General features: G+C 43.3%; 20 protein-coding genes. 11 read left to right on the top strand and 9 right to left on the bottom strand.

Features of this window, described 5'->3' with window-relative positions; translation table 11 throughout:
• Positions 1 to 361 precede the first annotated feature (361 nt).
• Positions 362 to 2281: a methyl-accepting chemotaxis protein gene (locus Q7657_RS10885; RefSeq protein ID WP_107166878.1), complete on the top strand. Its 1920-nt coding sequence runs from the start codon at positions 362 to 364 to the stop codon at positions 2279 to 2281.
• Positions 2282 to 2353: 72 nt separating this feature from the next.
• Here the strand turns inward: Q7657_RS10885 and lpdA are convergent, their stop codons facing one another.
• From lpdA to ampD, 5 genes are all read right to left on the bottom strand, one after another.
• A complete protein-coding gene (lpdA, locus tag Q7657_RS10880; protein WP_008987928.1) occupies positions 2354 to 3784 on the bottom strand; it encodes a dihydrolipoyl dehydrogenase in 1431 nt (476 codons plus the stop codon).
• Positions 3785 to 3979: 195 nt separating this feature from the next.
• Positions 3980 to 5866: a pyruvate dehydrogenase complex dihydrolipoyllysine-residue acetyltransferase gene (gene aceF / locus Q7657_RS10875; protein ID WP_107166879.1), complete on the bottom strand. Its 1887-nt coding sequence runs from the start codon at positions 5864 to 5866 to the stop codon at positions 3980 to 3982.
• A 14-nt stretch (positions 5867 to 5880) separates the two neighbouring features.
• Entirely contained in the window at positions 5881 to 8547 is a 2667-nt protein-coding gene (gene aceE / locus Q7657_RS10870; protein WP_053988075.1) for a pyruvate dehydrogenase (acetyl-transferring), homodimeric type, read from the bottom strand.
• 70 nt (positions 8548 to 8617) lie between these two features.
• On the bottom strand, positions 8618 to 9391 hold the full coding sequence (gene pdhR, locus Q7657_RS10865; RefSeq protein ID WP_107166880.1) for a pyruvate dehydrogenase complex transcriptional repressor PdhR: 774 nt from the start codon (positions 9389 to 9391) through the stop codon (positions 8618 to 8620).
• 321 nt (positions 9392 to 9712) lie between these two features.
• A complete protein-coding gene (gene ampD / locus Q7657_RS10860; RefSeq protein WP_107166881.1) occupies positions 9713 to 10258 on the bottom strand; it encodes a 1,6-anhydro-N-acetylmuramyl-L-alanine amidase AmpD in 546 nt (181 codons plus the stop codon).
• Between the two features lie 238 nt (positions 10259 to 10496).
• On the opposite strand from ampD, the gene nadC reads away from it, so the two are divergent.
• From nadC to mutT, 9 genes are all read left to right on the top strand, one after another.
• A complete protein-coding gene (nadC, locus tag Q7657_RS10855; protein ID WP_107166945.1) occupies positions 10497 to 11384 on the top strand; it encodes a carboxylating nicotinate-nucleotide diphosphorylase in 888 nt (295 codons plus the stop codon).
• A gap of 347 nt (positions 11385 to 11731) precedes the next feature.
• Complete coding sequence (locus Q7657_RS10850; protein WP_107166882.1) at positions 11732 to 12133, top strand: pilin; 402 nt, start codon at positions 11732 to 11734, stop codon at positions 12131 to 12133.
• Positions 12134 to 12138: 5 nt separating this feature from the next.
• Entirely contained in the window at positions 12139 to 13824 is a 1686-nt protein-coding gene (gene pilB, locus Q7657_RS10845) for a type IV-A pilus assembly ATPase PilB (RefSeq protein ID WP_107166883.1), read from the top strand.
• A gap of 44 nt (positions 13825 to 13868) precedes the next feature.
• Entirely contained in the window at positions 13869 to 15092 is a 1224-nt protein-coding gene (locus Q7657_RS10840) for a type II secretion system F family protein (RefSeq protein WP_107166884.1), read from the top strand.
• 88 nt (positions 15093 to 15180) lie between these two features.
• On the top strand, positions 15181 to 16050 hold the full coding sequence (locus Q7657_RS10835) for a prepilin peptidase (RefSeq protein WP_107166885.1): 870 nt from the start codon (positions 15181 to 15183) through the stop codon (positions 16048 to 16050).
• 3 nt (positions 16051 to 16053) lie between these two features.
• Positions 16054 to 16659, top strand: coding sequence for a dephospho-CoA kinase (coaE, locus tag Q7657_RS10830; RefSeq protein ID WP_107166886.1), 606 nt, complete (start codon positions 16054 to 16056; stop codon positions 16657 to 16659).
• Positions 16660 to 16723: 64 nt separating this feature from the next.
• On the top strand, positions 16724 to 17470 hold the full coding sequence (zapD, locus tag Q7657_RS10825) for a cell division protein ZapD (RefSeq protein ID WP_107166887.1): 747 nt from the start codon (positions 16724 to 16726) through the stop codon (positions 17468 to 17470).
• Between the two features lie 7 nt (positions 17471 to 17477).
• Positions 17478 to 17699: a DNA gyrase inhibitor YacG gene (gene yacG / locus Q7657_RS10820; protein WP_107166888.1), complete on the top strand. Its 222-nt coding sequence runs from the start codon at positions 17478 to 17480 to the stop codon at positions 17697 to 17699.
• Positions 17700 to 17703: 4 nt separating this feature from the next.
• Positions 17704 to 18108 carry an 8-oxo-dGTP diphosphatase MutT gene (mutT, locus tag Q7657_RS10815; protein ID WP_107166889.1) on the top strand — a complete coding sequence of 135 codons (405 nt, stop codon included), beginning with the start codon at positions 17704 to 17706 and terminating at the stop codon, positions 18106 to 18108.
• An 89-nt stretch (positions 18109 to 18197) separates the two neighbouring features.
• On the opposite strand, the gene secA is transcribed toward mutT, so the two are convergent.
• Positions 18198 to 20930 (bottom strand): preprotein translocase subunit SecA, encoded by a 2733-nt coding sequence (gene secA / locus Q7657_RS10810; protein ID WP_045063166.1) that lies wholly within the window; start codon positions 20928 to 20930, stop codon positions 18198 to 18200.
• 428 nt (positions 20931 to 21358) lie between these two features.
• Here secA and Q7657_RS10805 point away from each other — a divergent pair, with 428 nt between their 5' ends.
• Positions 21359 to 21817, top strand: a complete 459-nt coding sequence (locus Q7657_RS10805) for a DUF721 domain-containing protein (protein ID WP_107166890.1) — start codon at positions 21359 to 21361, stop codon at positions 21815 to 21817.
• A 64-nt stretch (positions 21818 to 21881) separates the two neighbouring features.
• Here Q7657_RS10805 and lpxC read toward each other — a convergent pair whose 3' ends face one another.
• The 3 genes from lpxC to ftsA all read right to left on the bottom strand — a co-directional run bounded on the left by lpxC (position 21882) and on the right by ftsA (position 25516).
• Complete coding sequence (gene lpxC, locus Q7657_RS10800) at positions 21882 to 22799, bottom strand: UDP-3-O-acyl-N-acetylglucosamine deacetylase (protein WP_008987912.1); 918 nt, start codon at positions 22797 to 22799, stop codon at positions 21882 to 21884.
• A gap of 285 nt (positions 22800 to 23084) precedes the next feature.
• Positions 23085 to 24227 (bottom strand): cell division protein FtsZ, encoded by a 1143-nt coding sequence (ftsZ, locus tag Q7657_RS10795; protein WP_008987911.1) that lies wholly within the window; start codon positions 24225 to 24227, stop codon positions 23085 to 23087.
• Between the two features lie 32 nt (positions 24228 to 24259).
• Positions 24260 to 25516, bottom strand: a complete 1257-nt coding sequence (ftsA, locus tag Q7657_RS10790) for a cell division protein FtsA (protein ID WP_053988065.1) — start codon at positions 25514 to 25516, stop codon at positions 24260 to 24262.
• Positions 25517 to 25522: the final 6 nt, after the last annotated feature.

The following is a 25522-nucleotide window of genomic DNA, read 5'->3' as shown; positions in this document are numbered from 1 at the left end:
GGCCTAGCTCTAGCGGCTAGACATCCTTGGAAGTAAATGATCTCTGGATTCTTATCAATCTTGTTTTGCCAAATACCTTCTGAGCAAAAACCATTTAGTAGAGATCAGATCTGTATAAACATCATACCATTTTTAACGTTAAGTTAAAAACTACTGCTTTTTTACAACATTCACATTTTAGAAAGAATCTTGTTTATAACTTCAATTCCAATTTCGCATTAAATATCCATTTTAGTGAGCTAATTCACTAAAGTTTTGCAACATACAAGCAGATACATAAATGCGTATTTTACATTCACCGAAAAATGGCATTACCGTTACTCCTACGGTGAGATCATTGCTCATAAATATAAGTCGCTTTATGAACTACAAACATTTAAGTATCAAAACCAAACTGATACTCGCAATTACCCTTGCTGTATTAGCCTCAACCGCTTTAGTCAGTATCATTAGCCAAAGTAAGGTTCGTGATGCCATTTCCACTCGTATCTTAGATCTAGAGCTCCCTGCGATCCTGCATCAGATCCGAAACAATGTTGAAAAAGAAGTCACACAAATCCAATCTGCAGCCGAACAACTAGCAAATAATAGCTATGTCATTGAAAGTGTATTAAGCGATAAAGCACCACAAGATAAATCACGCTTAGTACAAGAATTACAAAACATTCAAAGCCAATATCATCTGTTAGATGTGTCAATCGCTAACCGTCATAATGGCGACTACTGGAATCAAAACGGCTTTTTACGCCAATTAACACCACAGCAAGACCCATGGTTTTATGATGCAATTAAGAGTAATCAAGCCCGCACACTCAGCATTTTTAGAGAAAATAATGGTGAGGTAAAACTGTTTGTTAATTACCAACAAACCCACGGCGATACCCTTGCTGGCTTATCAAAATCGCTCAATGATATGGCAAGCTTTATTAGCCAATTCAAAATTGAAGAGACTGGATTTGTTTATTTAGTTGACGGTCGTGGCACAGTAAAGATCCACCGAGATAACAACATGATGCTAAATAACAACTCTATCACCACGTTGTTTAACTCCAACATCGCATCTAAATTATTAAATAAGCAAAGTTTCAGTGTGGTAGAAACCCTAAATAACAACGAAGAAGTGTTCTTAGCATCTAGTTATATTCCAGCCATGGATTGGTATGTCATTGGTGAGCTGCCGAAAAAAGAGGCCTATGCTGCACTCACCCACATTCGTAATCAAGTGATACTCCTTACCTGTGTGATTGCTGCAATTTTCATTGTAATTGCTATCTTCCTTGCCAGCAGTATTACTCGCCCGATCCAAAGACTAGCTGCAATGTTTAAAGACTTAGGTGAAGGTGATGGCGATCTACGCCACCGTTTAACTGTGGAAGGTAATGATGAACTTGCACAGCTATCAGCAGGCTTTAATGGCTTTATCGGTAAAATTCACCACTCGGTAACAGAAGTCGCCGAAACCGGTAACTCACTCCGCCAAGCTGCCGAGTCTGTGGCTCATCAAGCACAAATGACGCTCGATAACAGCCATAGTCAACGCGACCGAACCCTACAAGTTGTCACCGCGATTAATGAAATGGGTGCAACAGTCAATGAAATTGCCAGCAATGCCGCCCTAGCTGCTGAATCTACCCAACAGGCGGAGCAACAAACCCATGATGGTCAAACCGTCGTTGGACAAGCCCGCAACACCATCAATCAATTATCATCTGATATTAGCCAAGTCAGTGAAGTGATTGATTCTCTGGCAAGTAACACCCAATCAATTGGCAGCATTTTGGATGTGATCCGAGGGATCTCAGAGCAAACCAATTTACTTGCGTTAAATGCTGCCATTGAAGCAGCACGAGCAGGAGAACAAGGTCGTGGATTTGCAGTGGTTGCCGATGAAGTACGAAGCCTTGCTAGCCGAACAGCTGATTCAACCGATGAAATTCAAGCAATGATCAACCGACTTCAACAAGAAGCCTCTAATGCAGTGACAGCGATGGAGCAAAGTCGCCAACTATCAGAAGATGGTGTCTCAGCTTCAGATCAAGCATCTACCGCATTGATTGCGATTTCTGAGCGAATTAGCTTAATTGCCGATATGAATACCCAAGTGGCTACTGCGACAGAAGAGCAATCTACCGTGGTACAAGATATCAATTGCAATATTGAAGAGATCAACGAAACAACTCAAATGACCGCAGATACTGCCGCACAATTGGCCGATTCAAGCCAAGAGCTACGTCAGCTATCGCAACGTCTAGATCATATGGTTGGTACGTTTAAGTTGTAATGGCGAACAAAAAAATCTAGATAACAAAAAAGCGCCCTGAGGCGCTTTTTTTATTGTCATAAAAAGTAGTAATTACTTCTTACGCTTAACTGCTTTTGCATTTGGAAGGTCAGTGATAGAGCCTTCAAATACTTCTGCTGCAAGACCAACAGATTCGTGTAGTGTTGGGTGAGCGTGGATAGTTAATGCGATATCTTCAGCATCACAACCCATCTCGATCGCTAGACCGATTTCACCTAGTAGTTCACCACCGTTAGTACCAACGATAGCACCACCGATCACACGATGCGTGTCTTTGTCGAAGATCATCTTCGTCATACCGTCAGCACAGTCAGATGCGATTGCACGACCTGATGCAGCCCATGGGAAAGTCGCAACTTCGTAGTTGATACCTTCTGCTTTCGCTTCTTTTTCAGTCTTACCAACCCAAGCAACTTCTGGCTCAGTGTAAGCAATTGAAGGAATAACTTTAGGATCGAAGTAGTGCTTCTTACCAGAAATAACTTCAGCTGCTACGTGGCCTTCATGCACACCTTTGTGAGCAAGCATAGGTTGACCTACGATATCGCCGATAGCGTGGATGTGAGAAACATTGGTACGCATTTGCTTATCAACATTGATGAAGCCACGCTCGTCAACATTGATGCCCGCTTTCTCAGCGTCAATCAGTTTACCGTTTGGTACACGACCGATAGCAACAAGAACAGCATCGTAACGTACAGGCTCAGCAGGTGCTTTCTTGCCTTCCATTGTTACGTAGATACCGTCTTCTTTTGCTTCAACTGCTGTTACTTTCGTTTCAAGCATCAGGTTGAATTTCTTCTCGATACGCTTAGTAAATACTTTAACGATATCTTTATCGGCAGCTGGGATCACTTGATCGAACATTTCAACAACGTCGATTTGAGAACCTAGTGCGTGGTAAACCGTACCCATTTCAAGACCGATGATACCACCGCCCATTACAAGCAGCTTCTCAGGTACTTCTTTTAGCTCAAGCGCATCAGTTGAATCCCAAATACGTGGATCGTGATGAGGAATGAACGGAAGTTCAATTGGACGAGAACCCGCAGCTACGATAGCGTTATCGAAGTTAACAGTCGTTTGACCGTCAGCACCTTCAACAACAATCGTGTTAGGACCAGTAAATTTACCGTAACCGTTAACAACGTTAACTTTACGCATCTTAGCCATACCGCCAAGACCGCCAGTTAGCTGAGTAATTACCTTATCTTTCCACAGACGGATCTTGTTGATGTCAGTTTGTGGTTCGCCAAAAACAACGCCGTGCTCAGCCATTGCTTTTGCTTCTTCGATAACTTTCGCTACGTGAAGTAGTGCTTTCGATGGGATACAACCCACGTTAAGACATACGCCACCTAGTGTGTTGAATTTTTCAATTAGAACCGTATCTAGACCTAAGTCAGCGCAACGGAATGCAGCAGAGTAACCCGCAGGGCCTGAACCCAACACCACTACCTGGGCTTTAATTTCTTTACTCATTATGACCTCGTTGTAAGTCTTATATCCCTAACAAGCTATCAGGTAACTTTTACGTATTTATATACGTTTATCTTTCAGATGAATAACAAGTCTACAGACCTGTTAACAAGGTGAAAAATAAATTACCGCAGCCTGTGAGCTACACAACAATTCCATGCCTACGCATTGTAGGCATGGCGTTGTGGATGTGAAACCTTATAGTACTAAACGGCGAATGTCAGATAGACAACCATTTAGGTAAGTGATGAAGCGTGCACCTTCAGCACCATCAATCACACGGTGATCGTATGATAGTGATAGTGGAAGCTGTAGACGCGGTTCAAACTCTTTACCGTTCCATACAGGTTTCATTTCAGACTTAGATACACCTAGGATACCTACTTCTGGTGCGTTCACGATTGGTGTGAATGCAGTACCACCTAAGCCACCAAGGCTAGAGATAGTGAAACAGCCGCCTTGCATGTCAGATGCAGTTAGCTTACCAGCACGTGCTTTCTTAGAAACAGCCATTAGCTCTTCAGATAGCTCGTAGATACCTTTCTTGTTCACATCTTTAAATACAGGAACAACTAGACCGTTTGGCGTATCTACTGCGATACCGATGTTCACGTATTTCTTCAGGATCAAGCTCTCACCATCGTCAGATAGAGAAGAGTTGAATGAAGGGAATGCTTCAAGTGCTTTAGCAGCCGCTTTCATGATGAACACAAGTGGAGTGATCTTCATGCCAGAGTCTTTCTTCGCTTCAATCGCGTTTTGCTCTTTACGGAATGCTTCAAGCGCAGTGATGTCTGCGTTATCCCACTGTGTAACGTGAGGGATCATTACCCAGTTACGGTGTAGGTTCGCACCAGAGATCTTCTTAATGCGAGATAGTGGCTTAACTTCAGTCTCACCAAACTTGCTGAAATCAACTTTCGGCCAAGGTAGTAGACCAAGCGCTGCGCCATCGCCTTTACCTGATGCACCAGCACCAGACTCAAGACGCTTAAGTGCATCTTTAACGAAGTTTTGAACGTCTTCTTTAAGAACGCGGTTCTTACGGCCAGTACCTTTAACTTTCGCAAGGTTAACACCGAACTCACGTGCTAGACGGCGAACAACTGGTGATGCGTGTGCGTATTCGTTGTTTTCAACGAACTCACCTGTTGCTGCAGGCACTTCAGCTTTTGCTGGAGCCGCCGCAGGTGCTGCTGCAGGAGCAGGCGCTGCCGCTTGAGCTACAGGAGCAGCTGCAGGTGCTGCACCAGCAACCTCAAATACCATGATTAGTGAGCCAGTAGAAACCTTGTCGCCTTCTGCGATCTTGATTTCTTTAACTGTGCCAGCGAATGGTGCTGGTACTTCCATAGAAGCCTTGTCACCTTCAACCGTGATTAGAGATTGCTCTTCTTCCACTGTATCGCCAACAGCTACCATGATTTCAGTAACTTCTACTTCGTCGCCACCGATATCTGGAACGTTAACTTCTTTCGATGCAGATGCCGCAGGTGCTGCTGGAGCAGGCGCTGCCGCTTGAGCTACCGGTGCTGCTGCAGGTGCAGAACCAGCCACTTCAAATACCATGATTAGAGAACCAGTAGAAACCTTGTCGCCTTCTGCGATTTTGATTTCTTTAACTGTACCAGCGAACGGTGCAGGAACTTCCATAGAAGCCTTGTCACCTTCAACAGTAATTAGAGATTGCTCTTCTTCTACTGTATCGCCAACAGATACCATGATTTCAGTACATTCAACTTCATCACCACCGATATCTGGAACGTGAACTTCTTTCAGTTCAGCCGCTGCAGCTGGAGCTGGAGCAGCAGGCGCTGCTTCAGCCGCAGGAGCAGGTGCAGCGTCAGCTGCACCCTCGGCTTCGAAAATCATGATTAGAGAACCAGTAGAAACCGTGTCGCCTTCAGCAACTTTGATTTCTTTAACGATACCCGCTTGAGAAGCAGGAACTTCCATTGAAGCTTTATCGCCTTCAACAGTGATCAGTGATTGCTCTTCTTCAACCTTGTCGCCAACGCTAACAAGGATCTCAGTTACTTCAACCTCATCCGCACCGATGTCTGGTACATTAATTTCGATTGCCATTTTTGTTTTGCCTCTTATGCGTATAGCGGGTTGATCTTGTCAGCGTCGATGTCGAACTTAGCAATTGCGTCTACAACTACAGAGCTATCGATATCGCCACGTTTAGCTAGTTCAGAAAGTGCAGCTACAACTACGTAACCTGCGTTCACTTCGAAGTGACGACGTAGGTTTGCACGGCTGTCAGAACGACCGAAACCGTCAGTACCAAGAACCTTGAAAGATTCTGATGGCATGAATGCACGTACTTGCTCAGCGTAGTTCTTCATGTAGTCAGTTGCAGCGATTGCAGGCTCAGAACCCATAGCTGTTGTTAGGTAAGGCACCTTCTTCTCAGCCGTTGGGTGAAGCATGTTGTAACGCTCACAATCTTGACCATCACGAGTCAGTTCGTTGAATGATGTTACAGAGTAAACATCAGACGCTACACCGTACTCTGCGCTTAGGATCTCAGCCGCTTTACGTACTTCGTTCATGATAGTACCAGAGCTCATTAGCTGAACTTTAGCTTTATCACCAGCGTGAGACTCAAGCTTGTAAATACCCTTACGAATGCCTTCTTCAGCGCCTTCTGGCATTGCTGGCATTGCGTAGTTTTCGTTCATCACTGTTAGGTAGTAGTAAATGTTTTCTTGGTTCTCACCGTACATACGGCGGATACCATCTTGCATGATTACTGCTAGCTCGTAAGCGAATGTTGGGTCGTAAGAAATACAGTTAGGTACTGTGTTTGCAAGAATGTGGCTGTGGCCATCTTCGTGCTGTAGACCTTCACCGTTCAGTGTTGTACGACCTGCAGTAGCACCTAATAGGAAGCCACGTGCTTGTTGGTCACCTGCTAGCCATGCCATGTCACCAATACGTTGGAAACCGAACATTGAGTAGTAGATGTAGAATGGGATCATTGGAAGATCGTTGGTGCTGTAAGATGTTGCAGCAGCAACCCAAGATGCCATTGAACCTAGTTCGTTGATACCTTCTTGCAGTACCTGACCAGATGTCGCTTCTTTGTAGAAAGAAACGATGCCTTTATCTTCTGGCGTGTAAGTTTGACCTTCAGGGTTGTAGATACCAACCTGACGGAACAGACCTTCCATACCGAATGTACGTGCTTCGTCACAGATAATTGGAACGATGTTCTTACCGATCGCTTTATCTTTAAGAAGAATGTTTAGCGCACGAACGTAAGCCATAGTAGTTGAGATTTCACGCTTCTGCTCAGTAAGTAGTGGCGCAAATGCTTCAAGCTCAGGCACTTGGAATTCTTGAGTAAACTTAGGATTACGCTTAGGTGTGTAACCGTGTAGCGCATCACGACGAGCGTGTAGGTAGTTAAACTCAGCAGAGCCTTCTTCTAGTTTTAGGTAAGGCAGAGACTTAATTTCTTCGTCAGAAATTAGATCTTGTAGACCTAGACGATCACGTAGGTATTGAACGTGAGTCATGTCCATCTTCTTAACACCGTGAGCGATGTTCTTACCTTCAGCTGCTTCACCCATGCCGTAACCTTTAACAGTCTTAGCTAGGATCACAGTTGGCTTACCGCTTGTTTCTTTTGCATTGTTAAATGCAGCAAATAGTTTCGAAGAATCGTGACCACCACGCTTCAGCTCGAAGATTTGCTCATCAGTCATGTCAGAAACAAGTGCTGCAGTTTCTGGGTACTTACCAAAGAAGTGCTCACGTACGTATGCACCATCTTTAGATTTGAATGTTTGGTAGTCACCGTCGATAGTCTCGTTCATAAGCTGTAGAAGCTTACCAGACGTATCTTTCGCTAATAGTGCATCCCAGTTGTTGCCCCAGATAACCTTAACAACGTTCCAGCCAGCACCTTTAAATAGACCTTCAAGCTCTTGAATGATCTTACCGTTACCCATTACTGGGCCGTCTAGACGCTGTAGGTTACAGTTGATTAGGAAACATAGGTTGTCTAGTTTCTCACGCGCAGCGAAAGAAATAGCACCACGTGATTCTGGCTCATCCATCTCACCATCGCCCAAGAACGCATATACGCGCTGAGCAGAAGTATCTTTAAGACCACGGCCTTCAAGGTACTTAAGGAAACGAGCTTGGTAGATCGCAGAAATTGGACCTAGACCCATAGATACAGTTGGGAACTGCCAGAATTCAGGCATTAGTTTAGGGTGTGGGTATGAAGGAATACCTTTACCATCAACTTCTTGACGGAAGTTATCTAGCTGCTCTTCAGTTAGACGACCTTCAACAAACGCACGAGAGTAAATCCCTGGAGAGATGTGACCTTGGTAGTACACTAAGTCGCCGCCATCAACGTCGTTAGGCGCACGGAAGAAGTGGTTGAAACATACTTCGTAGAAAGCAGATGCAGACTGGTAAGAAGCCATGTGGCCACCTAGGTCTAAATCTTTCTTAGAAGCACGTAGAACGATCATGATTGCGTTCCAACGGATGATAGAACGGATACGACGCTCTAATGTTACATCACCTGGGTATGCTGGTTCTTGTGCTGCTGGAATTGTGTTGATGTAGTTCGTTGTGATGCCAGTTGGCATATCAACACCATCTAAACGAGCTTTTTCTAACACTGTTTCAAGTAAGAACTGTGCGCGTTCTACACCTTCTTCACGGACAACTGATTCAAGTGCTTCTAGCCAATCTTGAGTTTCCAGTACATCCACGTCATTTTTCATGACTTCAGACATGCGATCTATCCTTTCGTTGATAATCTACTAACAATGTCGCGACTAGGTTAAGCATTAAATTAGGGATGCTTTACTCTAGCCCGTCCTTGCGTTGTTGAATCCGACGAAGAGAGCGTTCACGTCTGCTATCTTCACGCGATAAATCCAACAAGGTTTCCTCGATGTAAGCCAAATGTGCGTGCGATGCTTCACGGGCCTTTTCTGGTTCACCAGAAACAATCGCCTGCACAATATTAGCTCGGTGCTTTCTTACTTTCTCCACCACTTCAGGTCGGCGGTTTAGGAGTTCGAAATTTTGTAATACGTTTTGCTCAAGCAGTGGCGCTAAGCTGCGAATAATATGGAGCAACACCACGTTATGAGCCGATTCTGTTACCGCAATCAGATATTGCATCACAGCAGCAGCTTCAGCCGGTAAATCTCCTTGCTGCTGCGCATCTTGAATACGCTGATGACAATCTCGAATACGTTCAAAATCTTCGTCGTTACCTCGCAATGCCGCAAAATAAGAGGCTAACCCCTCAAGCGCATGGCGAGATTCCAATAAATCTAATTGTGTTTCCGGATGAGTCGCTAACAGATCCAATAAAGGCTCTGAAAAACTTTGCCACAACTTCTCTTTAACGAAAGTTCCGCCTCCTTGGCGACGAGTGAGCAAATGTTTTGCCTCTAAGCGTTGGATCGCTTCACGAACGGACGGACGGGAAACATCGAATTGTTTTGCCAACTCTCGCTCTGGAGGTAATTGCTGACCCGGAGATAAAATCCCTTCGAGGATCAAGCGCTCCAACTCCTGCTCAATTGCATCGGAAAGCTTAGGTTGTCTAATGCGTTTATAAGTCATTTTTATCGACGCTTCTTGTATAAAACCCGTTTCATAAAGTCCGAATCATCGGATAATTGGTATTACCAATTAATTTATAGCAGCAAAGTGTACAGAAATAATCGAGGATGTCCACATACAACTTGATTGAAATCATAGAATGCAGTTGGTTTTAACAAAATTTTAAAATCCTGACTTATTACTAATACATTAGTCATTCAAAGCCAGATACAGGAAGGTAACGAAAAGTATGACAAATAAGAAGGGAAGTTATGGAAATTGGTCTTACCAATTTGACCAATTTCCATACGTAAATAAAACTTTAGTCTAATAACTATGCTTTTAAAGCGCTTTTTTATATCTTAACCAATCAAAAGACAGCCCAGGATCTGTCTTACGAACAGGCGCAATGAACTCATGACCTGTAACACGCTCTCGTGTAATCGCTGGATACCTAGACATCAACATTTGAGTCAATTTGGTTAAAATTTGGTATTGCTCATCGGTGTAAGGGATATTATCCGTCCCTTCTAACTCAATACCAATCGAAAAATCATTACACTTATCACGATTTTCAAATTTAGATACGCCAGCATGCCATGCCCGTTGGTTAAATGGCACAAACTGCACTATCTCACCATCTCGGCGGATCAAACAGTGAGCAGAGACTCGAAATTGATGAATGATTTCAAAATAGGGATCATCGTGGGGGTTTAATTTCCCCGTGAACAATTGCTCAATGTAAGGGCCACCGAACTTTCCCGGTGGCAGACTAATGTTATGCACCACCAGCAACGACATTTCATCTGCTGGTCGAGCATCACAAAAAGGTGACGGGACATGCCTTGCCGTTGTTACCCAATGATCATCATTAATCATTAACGTCATAGTTCACCTTCATCTCTATTGAGTCACTAAAATTAGATTGGAAGATAAAGTATCGCTAGCTTATAGCCAAAAGCCAATATCCTCTCATCGCTTTCACCTATCACAGCAATAGATATAATCACGGTTAACATGGGATTAACCCTTCTTTACTTTATCCCTACACTATCTCACGGTATGATTTAGCCATGATCCGCAGCATAGTTTGGCTGCAAAACCTGTAATGGATACCGCATTAGATATGGAACACAAACACGACAGCAGTGCTCGCCTTGCTTACCTTAAACAACTATTACCTTTAGAAATCACCCGTACTGTCGCAGATACGCTACGTGAAGATCTTGGTGGCGAAATCGATCCTAACCTCGACATTACCGCAGGGTTGATTCCAGCCGATAGCCAAGGAGTAGCGACCATTATTACCCGTGAACACGGTGTGTTCTGCGGCAAAATGTGGGCTGATGAAGTGTTTAAACAATTAGGTGGTGAAGTCACCATTGAATGGCACTTAGAAGATGGTGACATAGTCGAGCCAAATCAAACCTTGTGTACCCTATCTGGCCCTTCTCGCATTCTGTTAACTGGCGAACGTAATGCGATGAACTTTATCCAAACCCTGTCAGGCTGTGCCACCTTAACCGCACAATATGTTAAGCAGCTTGAAGGTACTAATACTCGTTTGCTTGATACCCGTAAAACCATTCCGGGGCTTCGCAGCGCACTAAAATATGCAGTAACCTGTGGCGGCGGTTTTAATCACCGTATTGGGGTGTTTGATGCGTACCTTATTAAAGAAAACCACATCATTGCTTGTGGCGGTATTAAGCAAGCCATTACCACAGCCAAGCAACTAAATCCAAACAAACCAGTTGAAGTGGAAACCGAAAGCCTTGATGAGCTAAAACAAGCCATTGAAGCAGGCGCTGACATTGTAATGCTGGATAACTTTACCTTAGAGATGATGCGTGAAGCCGTAGCATTTAACAAAGGGCGAGTGGCATTAGAAAACTCAGGTGATATTACTCTAAGCAATATCCGAGAATGTGCAGAAACAGGCGTTGATTATATTTCGGTAGGCGCACTGACTAAGCACGTCAAAGCCATGGATCTTTCCATGCGTTTCAAATAAAGGTGTTCTAAATAATACACTCAAGCATATAACTTGCCTTAACAGAGTTATATGACCCTTTTATTTAACTAATACATCTATTTATAAAGAAAGAGAAGAATAACTACTGATTTTTCTCTTTCTATCTCACATCTTACTGAATTTTATAAAAATCAAATGTAATTACGCGCGGTTACTCGCTTTGAATATTGCAACTTATGCAACACTCAATATTTTTTTTTAACCCGCACCGAGCTATCTCTTTTTCGTTATTCACTCTAACAGTAAAGCCTCTATCCTGAACTTAATTCCATTCGCGAATTTATGAAGTTAACTCATTTATTATTTTGTTACTTAAGGACAGAGAAATGAAAAAACAACAGGGTTTTACTCTTATTGAATTGATGATCGTGGTAGCGATTATCGGTGTGCTTTCAGCTATAGCTATCCCAGCATATAAAAATTATGTTACCAAAGGAGAACTTGCATCTGCAGTAGCTACAATGAAAGCTCTTATTACTCCAACTGAACTATATATCCAAGAGAATGGTGATATTGCATCAGGGACTGCAGTTGCTTCTGCAGCAGGAACAACTGGCTCTGAAAATACTCTAGGTACAATTTCATTCACTGGTACCAACGAACTACAATTTCTATTTAATAGCACTAGCTCCGTTAATAATGCTACCGTAACTTTAACTCGTAATGCCGATACAGGATGGGCTTGTTCTATTTCTGGTGCAACAGCCACTGTTGATGGATGTAGTTAATATTTATGCAAACCAATCTCGCTTCCATTTTGGCTCAAGCTAGTTTAATTAGCCCAGAGCAAGAGCAACAAGTGGTCGAGTTTGTGACGGCGGAAGGGATTAACGTCCCGACCGCCTTAACCCGTTTAGGGATATTAAGCGACATAGATTTAGCCGATAACTTGGCGAATTTATTTGGCTTACAAAAAGTCGATGTTCACCACTACGACTACGATGGTTGTTGCCAAAGTGTTTACCAACGTGAATTAGTATTGCGCCACCGCGCCCTACCATTAACCCAAGATGCTAACAGTCTATTTTTAGGTGTCAGCGATCCCACCAATATGGATGCGCAAGATGAGTTTCGTTTTGCGGTAGGTAAAACCGTTGAGTTTCTAATTTTAGAAAACAAACAGTTAGAATCAGCCATTCGCCGTGTTTACGGTAGCGATATTGGTGAAACCAGCCACAGCAAACAAGTCAGTGATGCCGATTTAGGTGAACTGGTTGATATTAACGATACAGAGCTTGATGAAGCGACAGATTTAACCCAAGACAGCGCTCCTGTTACCCGTTACATCAACCAAGTGTTATTAGATGCTGTGCGTCGAAAAGCGTCCGATATTCACTTTGAACCCTACGAGCATAATTATCGTATTCGTTTTCGCTGTGACGGTATTTTGCATCAGCACTTAACTCCACCAGCAAGTTTATCACGCCGTTTGTCCACTCGTTTAAAGGTCATGTCGAAGCTCAACATTGCCGAGCGTCGCCAACCGCAAGATGGACGTATTAAGCTAAAGCTATCAGATACCTTAGCAATAGATTTACGTGTTTCTACCCTGCCAACACTGTGGGGAGAAAAAGTGGTACTGCGGATATTAGATAGCTCTTCGGCGAACCTTGATATCAATATTTTGGGTTATAACGATAAGCAAAAATCTGATTATTTAACTGCCCTTGAACGCCCACAAGGAATGATATTAATCACCGGTCCTACAGGTAGCGGTAAAACTGTTTCGCTTTATACCGGGCTAAATATTTTAAATACCGATGAGCGCAATATTTCTACTGCTGAAGATCCGGTGGAAATTAACTTACCCGGCATTAACCAAGTACAAATTAATCAGCAAGTGGGTTTAAGTTTTGCCGATGCGCTGCGTTCATTTCTGCGCCAAGACCCTGACATCGTGATGGTTGGTGAGATCCGTGATTTAGAAACCGCCTCTATTGCAGTAAAAGCGGCGCAAACCGGACACTTAGTGTTATCAACCCTGCATACGAACTCTGCTGCCGAAACCATTACCCGTTTAACTAACATGGGAGTGGAAGATTTTAACCTTGCATCATCGCTGAGCTTAATCATTGCCCAGCGCCTTGCCCGCCGTTTATGTAAAAGCTGTAAACACCCTCACCCGCTAGATGAAATCACTTGCCAGCGTTTAAACGTGCCATTGAATACCACGGTTTATCAAGCCAATAATGCAGGTTGTGATGATTGTAATAAAGGCTATGCCGGACGTGTTGGTATTTATGAAGTAATGGTATTTAGTCGCGAAATAGCCGAAGCCTTAATGGCGAATGCCACTGCATTACAACTAGAAGATATTGCTGTTAAACAAGGCATGCAGCGCTTAAAAGATTCAGGTGTTGAGAAGTTGCTTGAAGGCGTAACTAGCCTATCTGAACTGCAACGTGTATTACAGCTTTAACAATAGTTTTCTTTTGATATGGATATTAATAGAGAGTCCCGCTTATGAGTACAGCTGCCACTAAAATTCGCTATTACAACTGGCGTGGAACCAACCAAGCAGGGCGTAAAGTTTCAGGCACCACATTAGGCTTTCAAGAACAAGAAGTTCGCCAACAACTGCTTGAACAAAAGATCATTATTAAGAAAATAAAGAAAACCTCTCCTTCGATTTTGGCAAAAATGCGCGACCAAATGAAAGGGGAAGATATAACAGCAGTCACCCGCCAGCTTGCCACCATGATTGAATCAGGTGTTCCCGTTGTTCAGGCACTGCAATTAATGGCGAGCAGTTATAACAAAGCTGAAATGCGCGCCACCTTATTGCAAATCACCGCCCAAGTGGAATCGGGCGCATCCCTATCAAGCGCCATGCGCTCTAGCTCGCCACTATTTGATAAATTCTTCTGTGATTTGGTCGCAACTGGTGAGCAAACTGGTCACCTCGGACAAGTCTTTGCCCGTATTGCGGTTTACCGTGAAAAAAACGAAGCAATGCGTAAAAAAGTCATCAAAGCCATGATTTACCCATCTATGGTTATGTTAACGGCTGTGCTCGTCACCGTTCTAATGCTGGTTTTTGTTATCCCGCAATTTGCAGCCATATTCAAAAGTTTCAATACAGAATTGCCTCTTTTTACTCAATTTGTCATGCATGCATCAGATTTTCTGATTGCCTATGGCACCTATATGGCAATAGGAATTGCATCGATTGTTTTCCTCTACCGTTATTTTTACAAGAAATCTGACGATTTTCGTTATAAATCCAATAAATTCGTGTTAAAGCTTCCTATCTTTGGTGATGTATTACTCAAAGCAACCATTGCCCGTTTTGCCCGCACTTTAGCGACCACCTTTATGGCAGGTATTCCGCTGCTATCAGGTATCCAATCAGCAGGAAGAACCTGTGGCAACTTATACATTGAAAGAGCCATTGAAGAAGTTTATGAAAGTACCGCTGGCGGTATGCCTTTGTATTTAGCCCTGCGTCAATCAGGTGTTTTTCCAGAGCTGATGCTGCAAATGGTGATGATCGGTGAAGAATCAGGTGCACTCGATGACATGCTCAATAAAATGGCGCAAATCTATGAATCAGATGTCGATAATACCGTTGATAACCTTGGGCAAATTTTAGAGCCTTTCATCATCATTATTCTAGGTGGCTTGATCGGTGGCCTACTAGTGGCGATGTATATGCCAATATTCACCTTAATGAGTGTAATGGGTTAATTCTTTTTTACTTATCTTCCCTTCCATCGGCTAGGATCACCTAGCCGATTGCCTTACAATAACTTCATCATTTTTAAGAGATCCTCTCATGGCAGTACTTGATTATTACCCTTGGCTTTACCCTCTTTTTGCCGTTATTTTTGGTTTACTTGTCGGTAGCTTTTTAAATGTGGTGATCTATCGCCTGCCTATCATGATGGAGCGTCAATGGCGTAAGGAATGCCAAGAGTGTTTTCCTGAAATCAACGCAGAGAAAGACGACAGTGTATTTAATTTAAGTGTCCCACGTTCACGCTGCCCGCACTGTAATCACGCCATTAGCGCGCTAGAAAATATTCCAGTGATCAGTTGGCTCGTACTCGGTGGTAAATGCAAAGAATGCAAAGCACCGATCAGTAAACGCTACCCTGCCATTGAGTTACTGACAGCCGCTATGAGCTTAACCGTATCATTAATGTTGCCACCATCATGGTGGTCACTGGCAGTGATCTTTTTTACCTTCGCATTAATCGCGCTAACCTTTATCGATATCGATAAAATGCTACTACCCGATCAAATCACCTTGCCATTAATGTGGACGGGTATCTTATTGTCGGTAGCTGGTATTAGCCCTGTATCCCTAACCGATTCAGTGATCGGTGCGATGGCAGGTTATTTATCACTGTGGAGTGTGTTCTGGGTATTTAAACTGCTGACTAAAAAAGATGGCATGGGCTATGGTGACTTCAAACTACTTGCCGCATTAGGTGCATGGCTTGGCTGGCAATTACTGCCTTTCGTTGTGTTATTATCATCTCTTGTCGGTGCGCTATGTGGTCTTGTATTACTTAAAATGCAAGACGCAGATAACCAAACCCCATTCTCATTTGGTCCTTACCTTGCGATTGCTGGGTGGATCGCAATGCTTTGGGGCGCACCAATCATCGACTGGTATTTAACATCATACTTAGGAATGTAATAAATGAGCCTTGTTATTGGCCTAACCGGTGGTATTGGTAGCGGTAAAACCACAGTTGCTAACCTTTTTGCAGACACCTATGGCATCGATATTATTGATGCTGATATTGTCGCTCGAGAAGTGGTTGAACCCAACACCTTTGGCCTAAATGCCATTATTGAAAAGTGCGGCAAAGAGATCTTACTTGAAGATGGTACGTTAAATCGTTCCAAGTTACGTGATGCTATTTTTAGTCAACCAGAGCTAAAGACATGGCTGAACAATTTACTTCATCCATTGATCCGCGAAAAAATGCAGCAAGACATAACCCAAAGCCAATCCCCTTATTGCCTTTTGGTTGTGCCCCTGATGGTGGAAAATAATCTGCAAACCATGACTCACCGTTTACTGGTTGTTGATGTGGACGAACAGGTACAAATAGAGCGTACCCAACAACGTGATAATGTCTCTATTGAGCAGATCAAAAACATTTTAGCGAGCCAAGCTTCTCGCAAGCAACGACTTGATGCCGCTGATGATGTCATCACTAACAATGGCGATAATAAAGCCCTTGTTTCGCAAGTAGAGCAACTTCACCTGCAATATCTCAAAATGAGCCAAGATCAGTAGTAATATTTTGTCTAACCACTGATAATTCTTATTCTTAACTTGGTTCCTGTTTGGTAATCCCCTTATGCAAACTTCGCAAATCACGCGCTATGAACACCCTTTAACGGAGAAAGTCCGTATCTATTTACGTCTTGATTATCTCTTGCGACAAATGCAGCACAGCAGTAACCAAAACGATCCGTGGCAATATAAAATCTTCTTTAATGCGCTGTTTGATTTGCTAGAGATCCTTGATCAAGTCCAAGTAAAAACTGATCTAGCCAAAGACATTGATAAACAGCGCCAACAACTCAAAAGCTGGCTCAATATCGATGGTGTCGATGAATATGCACTACAGCAAATGATCGATGCGATGGAGCAAGCACACAAAGCCCTAATTTCATCACCACGTTTAGGTCAAAGCCTGCGAGAAGATCGTTTCCTTTCTAGTATTAAACAACGTTTTTCTATCCCAGGTGGTAGCTGTTGTTTCGATCTCCCTTCACTGCATCACTGGCTACACCTGCCTAATGATGAAAAGCAAAGTGCGATGAAAGCATGGCTTGGTGAGTTAGACGAACTTCAAGATGCCTTAAACCTGTGGCTAAAGTTGATTCGAGAAACAGCGCAATATAAAACCCATCATGCCCGTAATGGCTTCTTCCAATACGATGCTGAAGATGCCTGTTTACTAAGGCTAGAAATTTGCGCTGAAGACGGCGTTTATCCTATGATATCGGGACACCGTAATCGCTTTGCTATCCGTTTTTCACCTTTTACTGAAGGTGAACCTGTAGCAAGTGATCTTGAATTCAAACTAGCTATTTGCTGAGGTTTTTGTGTCTCAATCTACAACCAATACCAACGACAAAATCACTGTCGTGAAGTGTCCAACCTGTAAAACTGATGTGGTATGGGGTGAGCAGAGTCCATTTCGTCCTTTTTGCTGTAAGCGTTGCCAACTTATCGATTTAGGTGAATGGGCAGACGAAGAAAAATCAATTCCAGGCGCACCAGATCTATCTGATTCTGATGGCTGGTCTGAAGATATGGGTTACTAATAGCATGGATAAAAAGCAAATCTGGATTGCTGCGGGCATTATTTTAGATAGCGATAAAAAGCGAATCTTTATTACTCGACGTGCAGATAAAGCCCATCAAGGCGGATTCTGGGAGTTTGCTGGCGGTAAGGTCGAAGCAGGCGAAACCGCAGAGCAAGCGGTGATCCGTGAATTACATGAAGAAGTCGGCATTGATGCAACTAAGGTTGAACCTTTTATTGCCCTTGCTCATGACTACCCAGATAAATCACTCAAGTTTGATTTCTTTCTAATCCAGCAATTTAATGGTGAAGCTTTTGGTAAAGAGGGACAACCGGGCGAATGGGTTGCAATTAACCAACTCGCAGAATATGCCTTCCCAGAAGCTAATACCCCAGTACTTGAAAAAATCCAACGCTGTTTCGCTTAATCATTGACTTACAAATAAGTCAGTTAACGCGAAAAGTAAGCAACAAAAAAGTCGCCCGAGAGCGACTTTTTTCTTATCAGGATAAAACCTTAGCTGATCTTACCGTGACATTGCTTGTACTTCTTGCCTGAACCACAAGGACAAGGCTCATTACGACCTACTTTGCGCTCTTCACGCTCGTAAGTACCTTGAGACTCACCTGCTTCTTGTGATGATTCATCAACAATTTGGTTTTCAGCACTTTGATGCTCGAACTGTTGGCGACGTGCTAGCATTTCTGCCATTTGACGACGCTCTTCTTCCATGCGATCAACTTCTTCTTGCTGCTGTACACGAACCTTACTTAGGATCGAGATAACATCGCTCTTCAAGTTATCAAGCATTTCTTCAAACAGTTCAAACGACTCACGCTTGTACTCTTGTTTCGGGTTCTTCTGTGCGTAACCACGTAGGTGAATACCTTGACGCAGATGATCCATTGCCGCTAGGTGTTCTTTCCATAGCGTATCAAGGTTCTGCAGCATCACTGTTTTCTCGAAGTTACGTAACACTTCAGCACCCACAACAGATTCTTTCTCGCGGTATACTTCTAGTGCTTTCTCTACGATACGCTCACGTAGCGCTTCTTCGTAAAGTTTGTCTTCAGTATCAAGCCAGTGCTGGATAGGAAGCTCAAGATCGTAATCTTCTTTCAGACGCGTTTCTAAGCCTTCGATATCCCACATTTCCTCAAGTGATTGAGGTGGAATGTAGCTATCCATCAATGCGTTTAGTACGTCTTCGCGGTTATGCTCGATCATTTCGCTGATATCATCAGCTTGCATTAACTCATCACGCAGTTCGTAAACCACTTTACGTTGGTCATTCGCTACGTCATCAAATTCAAGCAGCTGCTTACGAATATCAAAGTTACGACCTTCAACTTTACGTTGTGCGTTTTCAATCGCTTTTGATACCCATGGGTGCTCAATCGCTTCACCTTCTTCCATACCAAGCTTCTTCATCATGCCTGATACACGATCTGAAGCGAAGATACGCATTAAGCCATCTTCCATCGATAGGTAGAAACGCGATGAACCAGCATCACCCTGACGACCTGCACGACCACGTAACTGGTTATCGATACGACGAGATTCGTGACGCTCAGTACCAATAATGTGTAGACCACCAGAAGCTAAAACAGCGTCGTGTTTTTCTTGCCACTTCGCTTTAATGTTCGCGATTTGCTCTTCTGTTGGGTTGTCTAATTTCTCAACATCCGTCTTCCACGAACCACCTAGCATGATATCGGTACCACGACCTGCCATGTTAGTTGCGATAGTTACCGCACCTGGCGCACCCGCTTCTGCAATGATATCCGCTTCTTTTTCGTGGAATTTAGCATTCAGTACGTTGTGCTTAATGCCTTCTTTCTTAAGTGCATTAGATAACAGCTCAGATTTTTCAATCGATACTGTACCTACAAGACATGGCTGACCATTGCCTACGCGCTCTTTGATATCTTGGCTAATTGCTGCGAATTTCTCAGCTTCAGTCATGTAGACTAAATCGCCGTTATCGATACGTGCCATAGGACGGTTAGTTGGAAGTACAACTGTATCTAGACCATAGATAGACTGAAATTCAAACGCTTCAGTATCTGCCGTACCTGTCATACCAGAAAGTTTTTCGTATAAACGGAAGTAGTTCTGGAATGTGATAGAGGCTAGCGTTTGGTTTTCATTTTGGATCTTCACGCCTTCTTTCGCTTCAACCGCTTGGTGAAGACCTTCAGACCAACGACGACCTGGCATTGTACGACCAGTGTGTTCGTCAACGATGATAACTTCGTCGTCTTGAACGATGTAATCAACGTCTTTTTCAAATAGTACGTGTGCACGTAAGCCAGCATTAACGTGGTGTAGCAAGCTAATGTTCGCAGGTGAGTACAGGGTATCATGCTCAGCCATCAAGCCATTTTTGATTAATAGCTCTTCAACGAACTCTTGACCATTTTCAGTTAAGTGCGCTTGTTTTGATTTTTCATCAACGGTGTAGTGACCTTCACCACGGTATTCTTCGCTGTCTTCTTTATCTTGGCGAACAAGTTGTGGGATCAGTGCGTTAACTTTGATGTACATTTCAGAGCTATCTTCAGCAGGGCCTGAAATGATAAGAGGGGTACGTGCTTCATCGATTAAGATTGAGTCAACCTCATCGACAACAGCGAAGAAGCGTTCACGTTGAACACGATCTTCTGGGCGGAATGCCATGTTATCGCGCAAGTAGTCAAAGCCAAACTCATTGTTTGTACCGTAAAGTACATCAGCAGCATAAGCTTCTTTCTTAGCATGTGGTGCCATGTTAGGTACGTTTACACCAACAGTCATGCCTAGGAATTCGAATAACGCACGGTTAGTTTCGGCGTCACGTGCCGCAAGGTAGTCGTTCACTGTTACGATGTGAACACCTTTACCTGTTAGGGCATTCAGGTATGAAGGCAAGGTAGCTGTTAAGGTTTTACCTTCACCTGTACGCATTTCTGCAATTTTACAGTCATTCAGTACCATACCGCCTAGCAGCTGGACATCGAAGTGACGCATACCGTAAATACGTTTTGATGCTTCACGAACTGTCGCGAAGGCTTCCGGTAATAGTTGATCTAGCGTTTCGCCTTGATCTAAACGCTCACGAAATTCAGCTGTTTTTGCTTGCAGCTCATGATCTTGCAGGCTTTCAAATTGAGGTTCTAGCTTATTGATTTGATCAACAATTTTGCGCATACGACGCAGAGTGCGGTCGTTACGGCTACCGATAATTTTAGTCAGTAGTTTTGATAACATGGCGATGCCGTTTTCTCTTTGTTATATCAGCGTTCTATTGCTGAATCGCTTAATCTTGGTTTCATTCTCTGGGGGACCTTAAGCAATCCCTGTCCCACTAGAATCGCCACAATGGTGACTAAGAGGATATTCCTGAAACTGTGTAGTACCTGATATTGCGTCGAACAGTTCTTTTTTCAAGGGTTGTTTTGTAATAACCGTAAACAATGAAGAGGAAAAACTATTGATCACTTAATTACAGCGAATTAAGTCACAACGCGAACAGGCACATCTTTCCAGATATATTAACCTATATGAATGATATAATAAGTCATAATAGTGTCATCGCCTATGGGAAAAGCGGCCAGAGCGCTTTTTATATTCGCAAAATTAGGATCATATCCGCAAATTTTTACTCTATCTGACTGCATTACCTAGGATCACAAGCCATGAGAGATCATCGTCCGCAAACTACTGGTGATATTTTAGAAGAAACTGGACTTAATAATATTCAGCAACGCGCGATTGCATTAAGCCAGCTAAATAAAGCAGTAAAACAACATGTCAATGGTGCCGAGCATTGTCGGGTGAGTAATTACCGTCATGGGATATTGATCATTGAAACTGCCTCTGCGGCATGGTCGATGCGACTCAATTATGAACGTCATCAACTGATCATGAAGCTAAGAGAAAAGCTGTTACCCAAATTGCAAGACATTGAAATCAAGGTCAACCCCGCACTTGCTGCGATTCAAGAGCAAAAACAGAATAAGATCCCTGATATTGTGCAAAAACCAATTTCTGATGTAGCCGCACAACACTTATTAGCAACTGCGGCAACTGCACCAGATAAAGTAAAAAAGCGATTAGAACGGCTGGCACAATTAGCTATGAAGAAAAGACAGTAATGAATAGATACAAAAACGCCGAACATGAAGTTCGGCGTTTTTTAATTCTTGCATCGCAATGGTATTAAGCGAGAACCATACCTGGTTGAGCAAAAGTAACCGGTACTTGCTGCTCATCTTCAAAGGTAGACCACTCGTAAGCTTCTTGATCTGCCAATACTGCACGTAACAACTTGTTATTTAACGCATGTCCTGACTTGTAAGCGCGCATTTCACCAATGATGTTATGACCACACATGTATAAGTCACCAATGGCGTCTAATACTTTGTGGGTTACTAACTCATTGTCAAAACGTAAGCCGTCATCATTCAGGATGCGGTAATCGTCCAGTACGATAGCATTATCGAAACTACCACCTAAACATAAGTTTTGTGATTGTAGATATTCGATATCACGCATGAAACCAAAGGTACGCGCGCGGCTAATGTTTTTAACAAAAGACTGGCTTGAAAAATCTAACACTAGACGCTGCTGATCTGATTCAATCGCAGGGTGGTTAAACTCGATAGCAAAATCTAGACGGAAACCGTTGTAAGGAACGAGCTCCGCCCACTTGTCGCCATCTTCAATGCGAACAGGCTTTTTGATTCGAAGAAAACGCTTTGGCGTATTCAACGTTTCAATACCCGCAGATTGAAGCAGGTAGATAAATGGGCTCGCACTACCATCCATAATTGGGATTTCTGGTGCGTTTACTTCGATAATAACATTATCGATACCCATACCTGCTAGTGCTGCATTCAAGTGCTCAACCGTAGAAATACGCACGCCCTCTTCATTTACAAGAGCTGTACATAGCATGGTATCGCGGACAGAATCTGCATTAGCAGGGAAATCCACAGGTGGATTTAGATCCGTGCGACGATAAATCACGCCAGTATTAGCGGCCGCAGGACGTAGAGTAAGCGTCACTTTACGCCCAGAGTGGAGACCCACACCGGTCGTTTGCACAATGCTTTTAAGTGTACGTTGTCTGATCATCTGCTCATATCTCAACTGTTAAACAAACTTTTGTTATAAAGCAACTAAGCTAAATAAAACCCATTATCAACTATTAATCTGCGAAATGGGTATAAATAATACCATAAGCTACTAAATATCCAAAATAATTTGCAAATAAGATAAATCAGTGCCTTCGAATAATCTCAAAAGGCACCGCTAATTAACTGATTAACTTATGCTTCAAGTAAAATGGTTATCATATAAATATGACACTTCCTTTTTACTTTTCGCGTTAAAGCAGTTTTACCCTATTAACTATAGATATTAATCAGCTTGTTTACGTAAAAACGCAGGAATATCTAAGTAATCATGATCAGCTTGTGGCTTAGCCGCAGTCGCTTGACCATCATTGTTAGTTACTGTTTTCTCTTCTGCAGCAACAGTTTTTTCTTGTGCTACAGCAGCTTGAACAGGCTTAGATGATGTTACTAGCGTAATGTCTGGCTTCACTTCTTTGCCGATACCTGTTGCAACTACAGTTACACGTAGTTCATCAGTCATCTCTGGGTCTAGAGAAGTACCGATAACAACAGTTGCGTTGTCAGATGCGAATGCTTTCACTGTGTTACCCACAGTTTCAAATTCGTCTAGACGCATATCCATACCAGCAGTGATGTTAACAAGAACACCACGAGCACCAGCTAGATCGATATCTTCAAGAAGTGGACTTGAAATAGCCATTTCAGCCGCTTCTTCAGCACGGTCATCACCAGAAGCAACACCACTACCCATCATCGCATGACCCATTTCAGACATCACTGTACGAACGTCAGCAAAGTCGACGTTGATCATACCAGGACGCGTAATTAGTTCTGCAATACCTTGAACAGCGTTCTTAAGAACGTCGTTTGCTTTTGCAAATGCGTCAAGTAGGGTGATACCACGACCAAGTACTTTAAGTAGCTTTTCGTTTGGAATCGTAATTAATGAGTCAACGTGCTTAGAAAGCTCATCGATACCTTGCTCAGCAAAAGCCATACGCTTCTTACCTTCGAAGCTAAATGGTTTAGTCACCACCGCAACAGTAAGAATACCTAGCTCTTTTGCCACTTCTGCAATGATTGGAGCAGCACCTGTACCAGTACCACCGCCCATACCCGCTGCAATGAAGATCATGTCAGAGCCTTCAAGCTCTTTCTTGATTGCTTCACGGTCTTCTAGCGCAGAATCACGACCCACTTGTGGGTTAGCACCCGCACCCAAACCTTTAGTGATATCACCACCGATTTGAATAACTGTACTTACGCTTGTTTTACGTAGGGCTTGTGCATCAGTGTTTACACTAATGAACTGAACGCCTTCGATAGATTCACGTACCATGTGATCGACAGCATTACCGCCGCCGCCGCCAACGCCAATGACCTTAATTACAGCTTCATCAGACATTTCCATCATCGGTTCAAACATGTGTTCTCTCCGTTATCCTGTTCGCATCAGGTTTAAAATTCTTTTTTTAACCAACCACTAATTCGAGAAAATAAACCAGAAACCGAACGTTTTGGCTCTAATTCATTTTCATCAAATGATTGACTGTCCTTTCCGTAGTGCAGTAATCCTACTGCGGTTGCGTAAGCTGGAGACTGAACATAGTCAGTCAATCCACTTAGCTCTAAAGGTTGACCAATACGCACTTGGTGACGGAAAACTCGCTCAGCGCACTCAGTTAAACCTTCCATTTGTGCAGCGCCCCCAGTTAGGACGATGCCCGCTGCTAAGTGGTGTTTAACACCCGCTTCACGCAACTGTTCTTGTACTGTTAACAGCTTTTGATTAACCAGCCCCAGCAATTCGCTGTAACGAGGCTCTATCACTTCTGCCAGTGTTTGGCTTTGCAAGCTGCGTGATGGTCGACCCCCCACACTAGGGACATCAACTTTGGCATCTTTACTCACCAATTCACTTAGCGCACAACCGTATTTCACTTTAATATCTTCAGCGTCACCCGGTGGTGTACCAAATGCATAAGCAATATCACTGGTAACCACATTACCAGCATACGGAATTACTTCCGCATGACGTAATGCGCCACCAGACCAAATAGCCAGATCCATCGTACCGCCGCCGATATCGACCACGCATACACCTAGCTCTCGCTCATCTGGTGTCAGCACAGCGTAGCTTGAGGCTAATCCTGAGAAAATCAGATGATCAACCGTAAGACCACAACGCTCTACTGCTTTCACGATGTTTTTCGCCATGTCATTGTGACACGTGATCAAATGAACGCTGGCTTCCATACGAACCCCAGACAAACCAACAGGGTTTTTAATGCCCTCTTGATAATCAATAGCAAATTCCTGAGGAATTACATGCAAAGTTCGTTGTTCATCGCTTAATTTTACTGACTTCGCCGTATGAATAACATTGTCGACGTCGTCTTGAGACACTTCTTTTTCAGAAATAGGCACCATGCCTTTTTCTGTTTGGCAACTAATATGTTTACCTGATAGCGACAGGTACACGGAACTGATTTGGCACTCAGCCATTAATTCAGCTTTATCAACAGCACGTTGAACTGACTTAACCACTGATTCGAGGTCATTCACCCCACCTTTGTCCATTCCGCGTGACGGACTACTTCCCATACCAATAACATTTACAGTGTTATCAGGCAGCACTTCCCCAACCAAAGCCGTAACTTCGGATGTGCCGATATCAAGACCAACGATAAGTTTTTGATCTGCAGCCTTAGTCATTAACAC

It is taken from the genome of Candidatus Photobacterium acropomis (genome assembly GCF_030685555.1).
Taxonomy (GTDB): domain Bacteria; phylum Pseudomonadota; class Gammaproteobacteria; order Enterobacterales; family Vibrionaceae; genus Photobacterium; species Photobacterium lucens.
The sequence above is the reverse complement of the archived record's forward strand: the minus strand, read 5'-3'. Positions and strand labels throughout refer to the sequence as shown.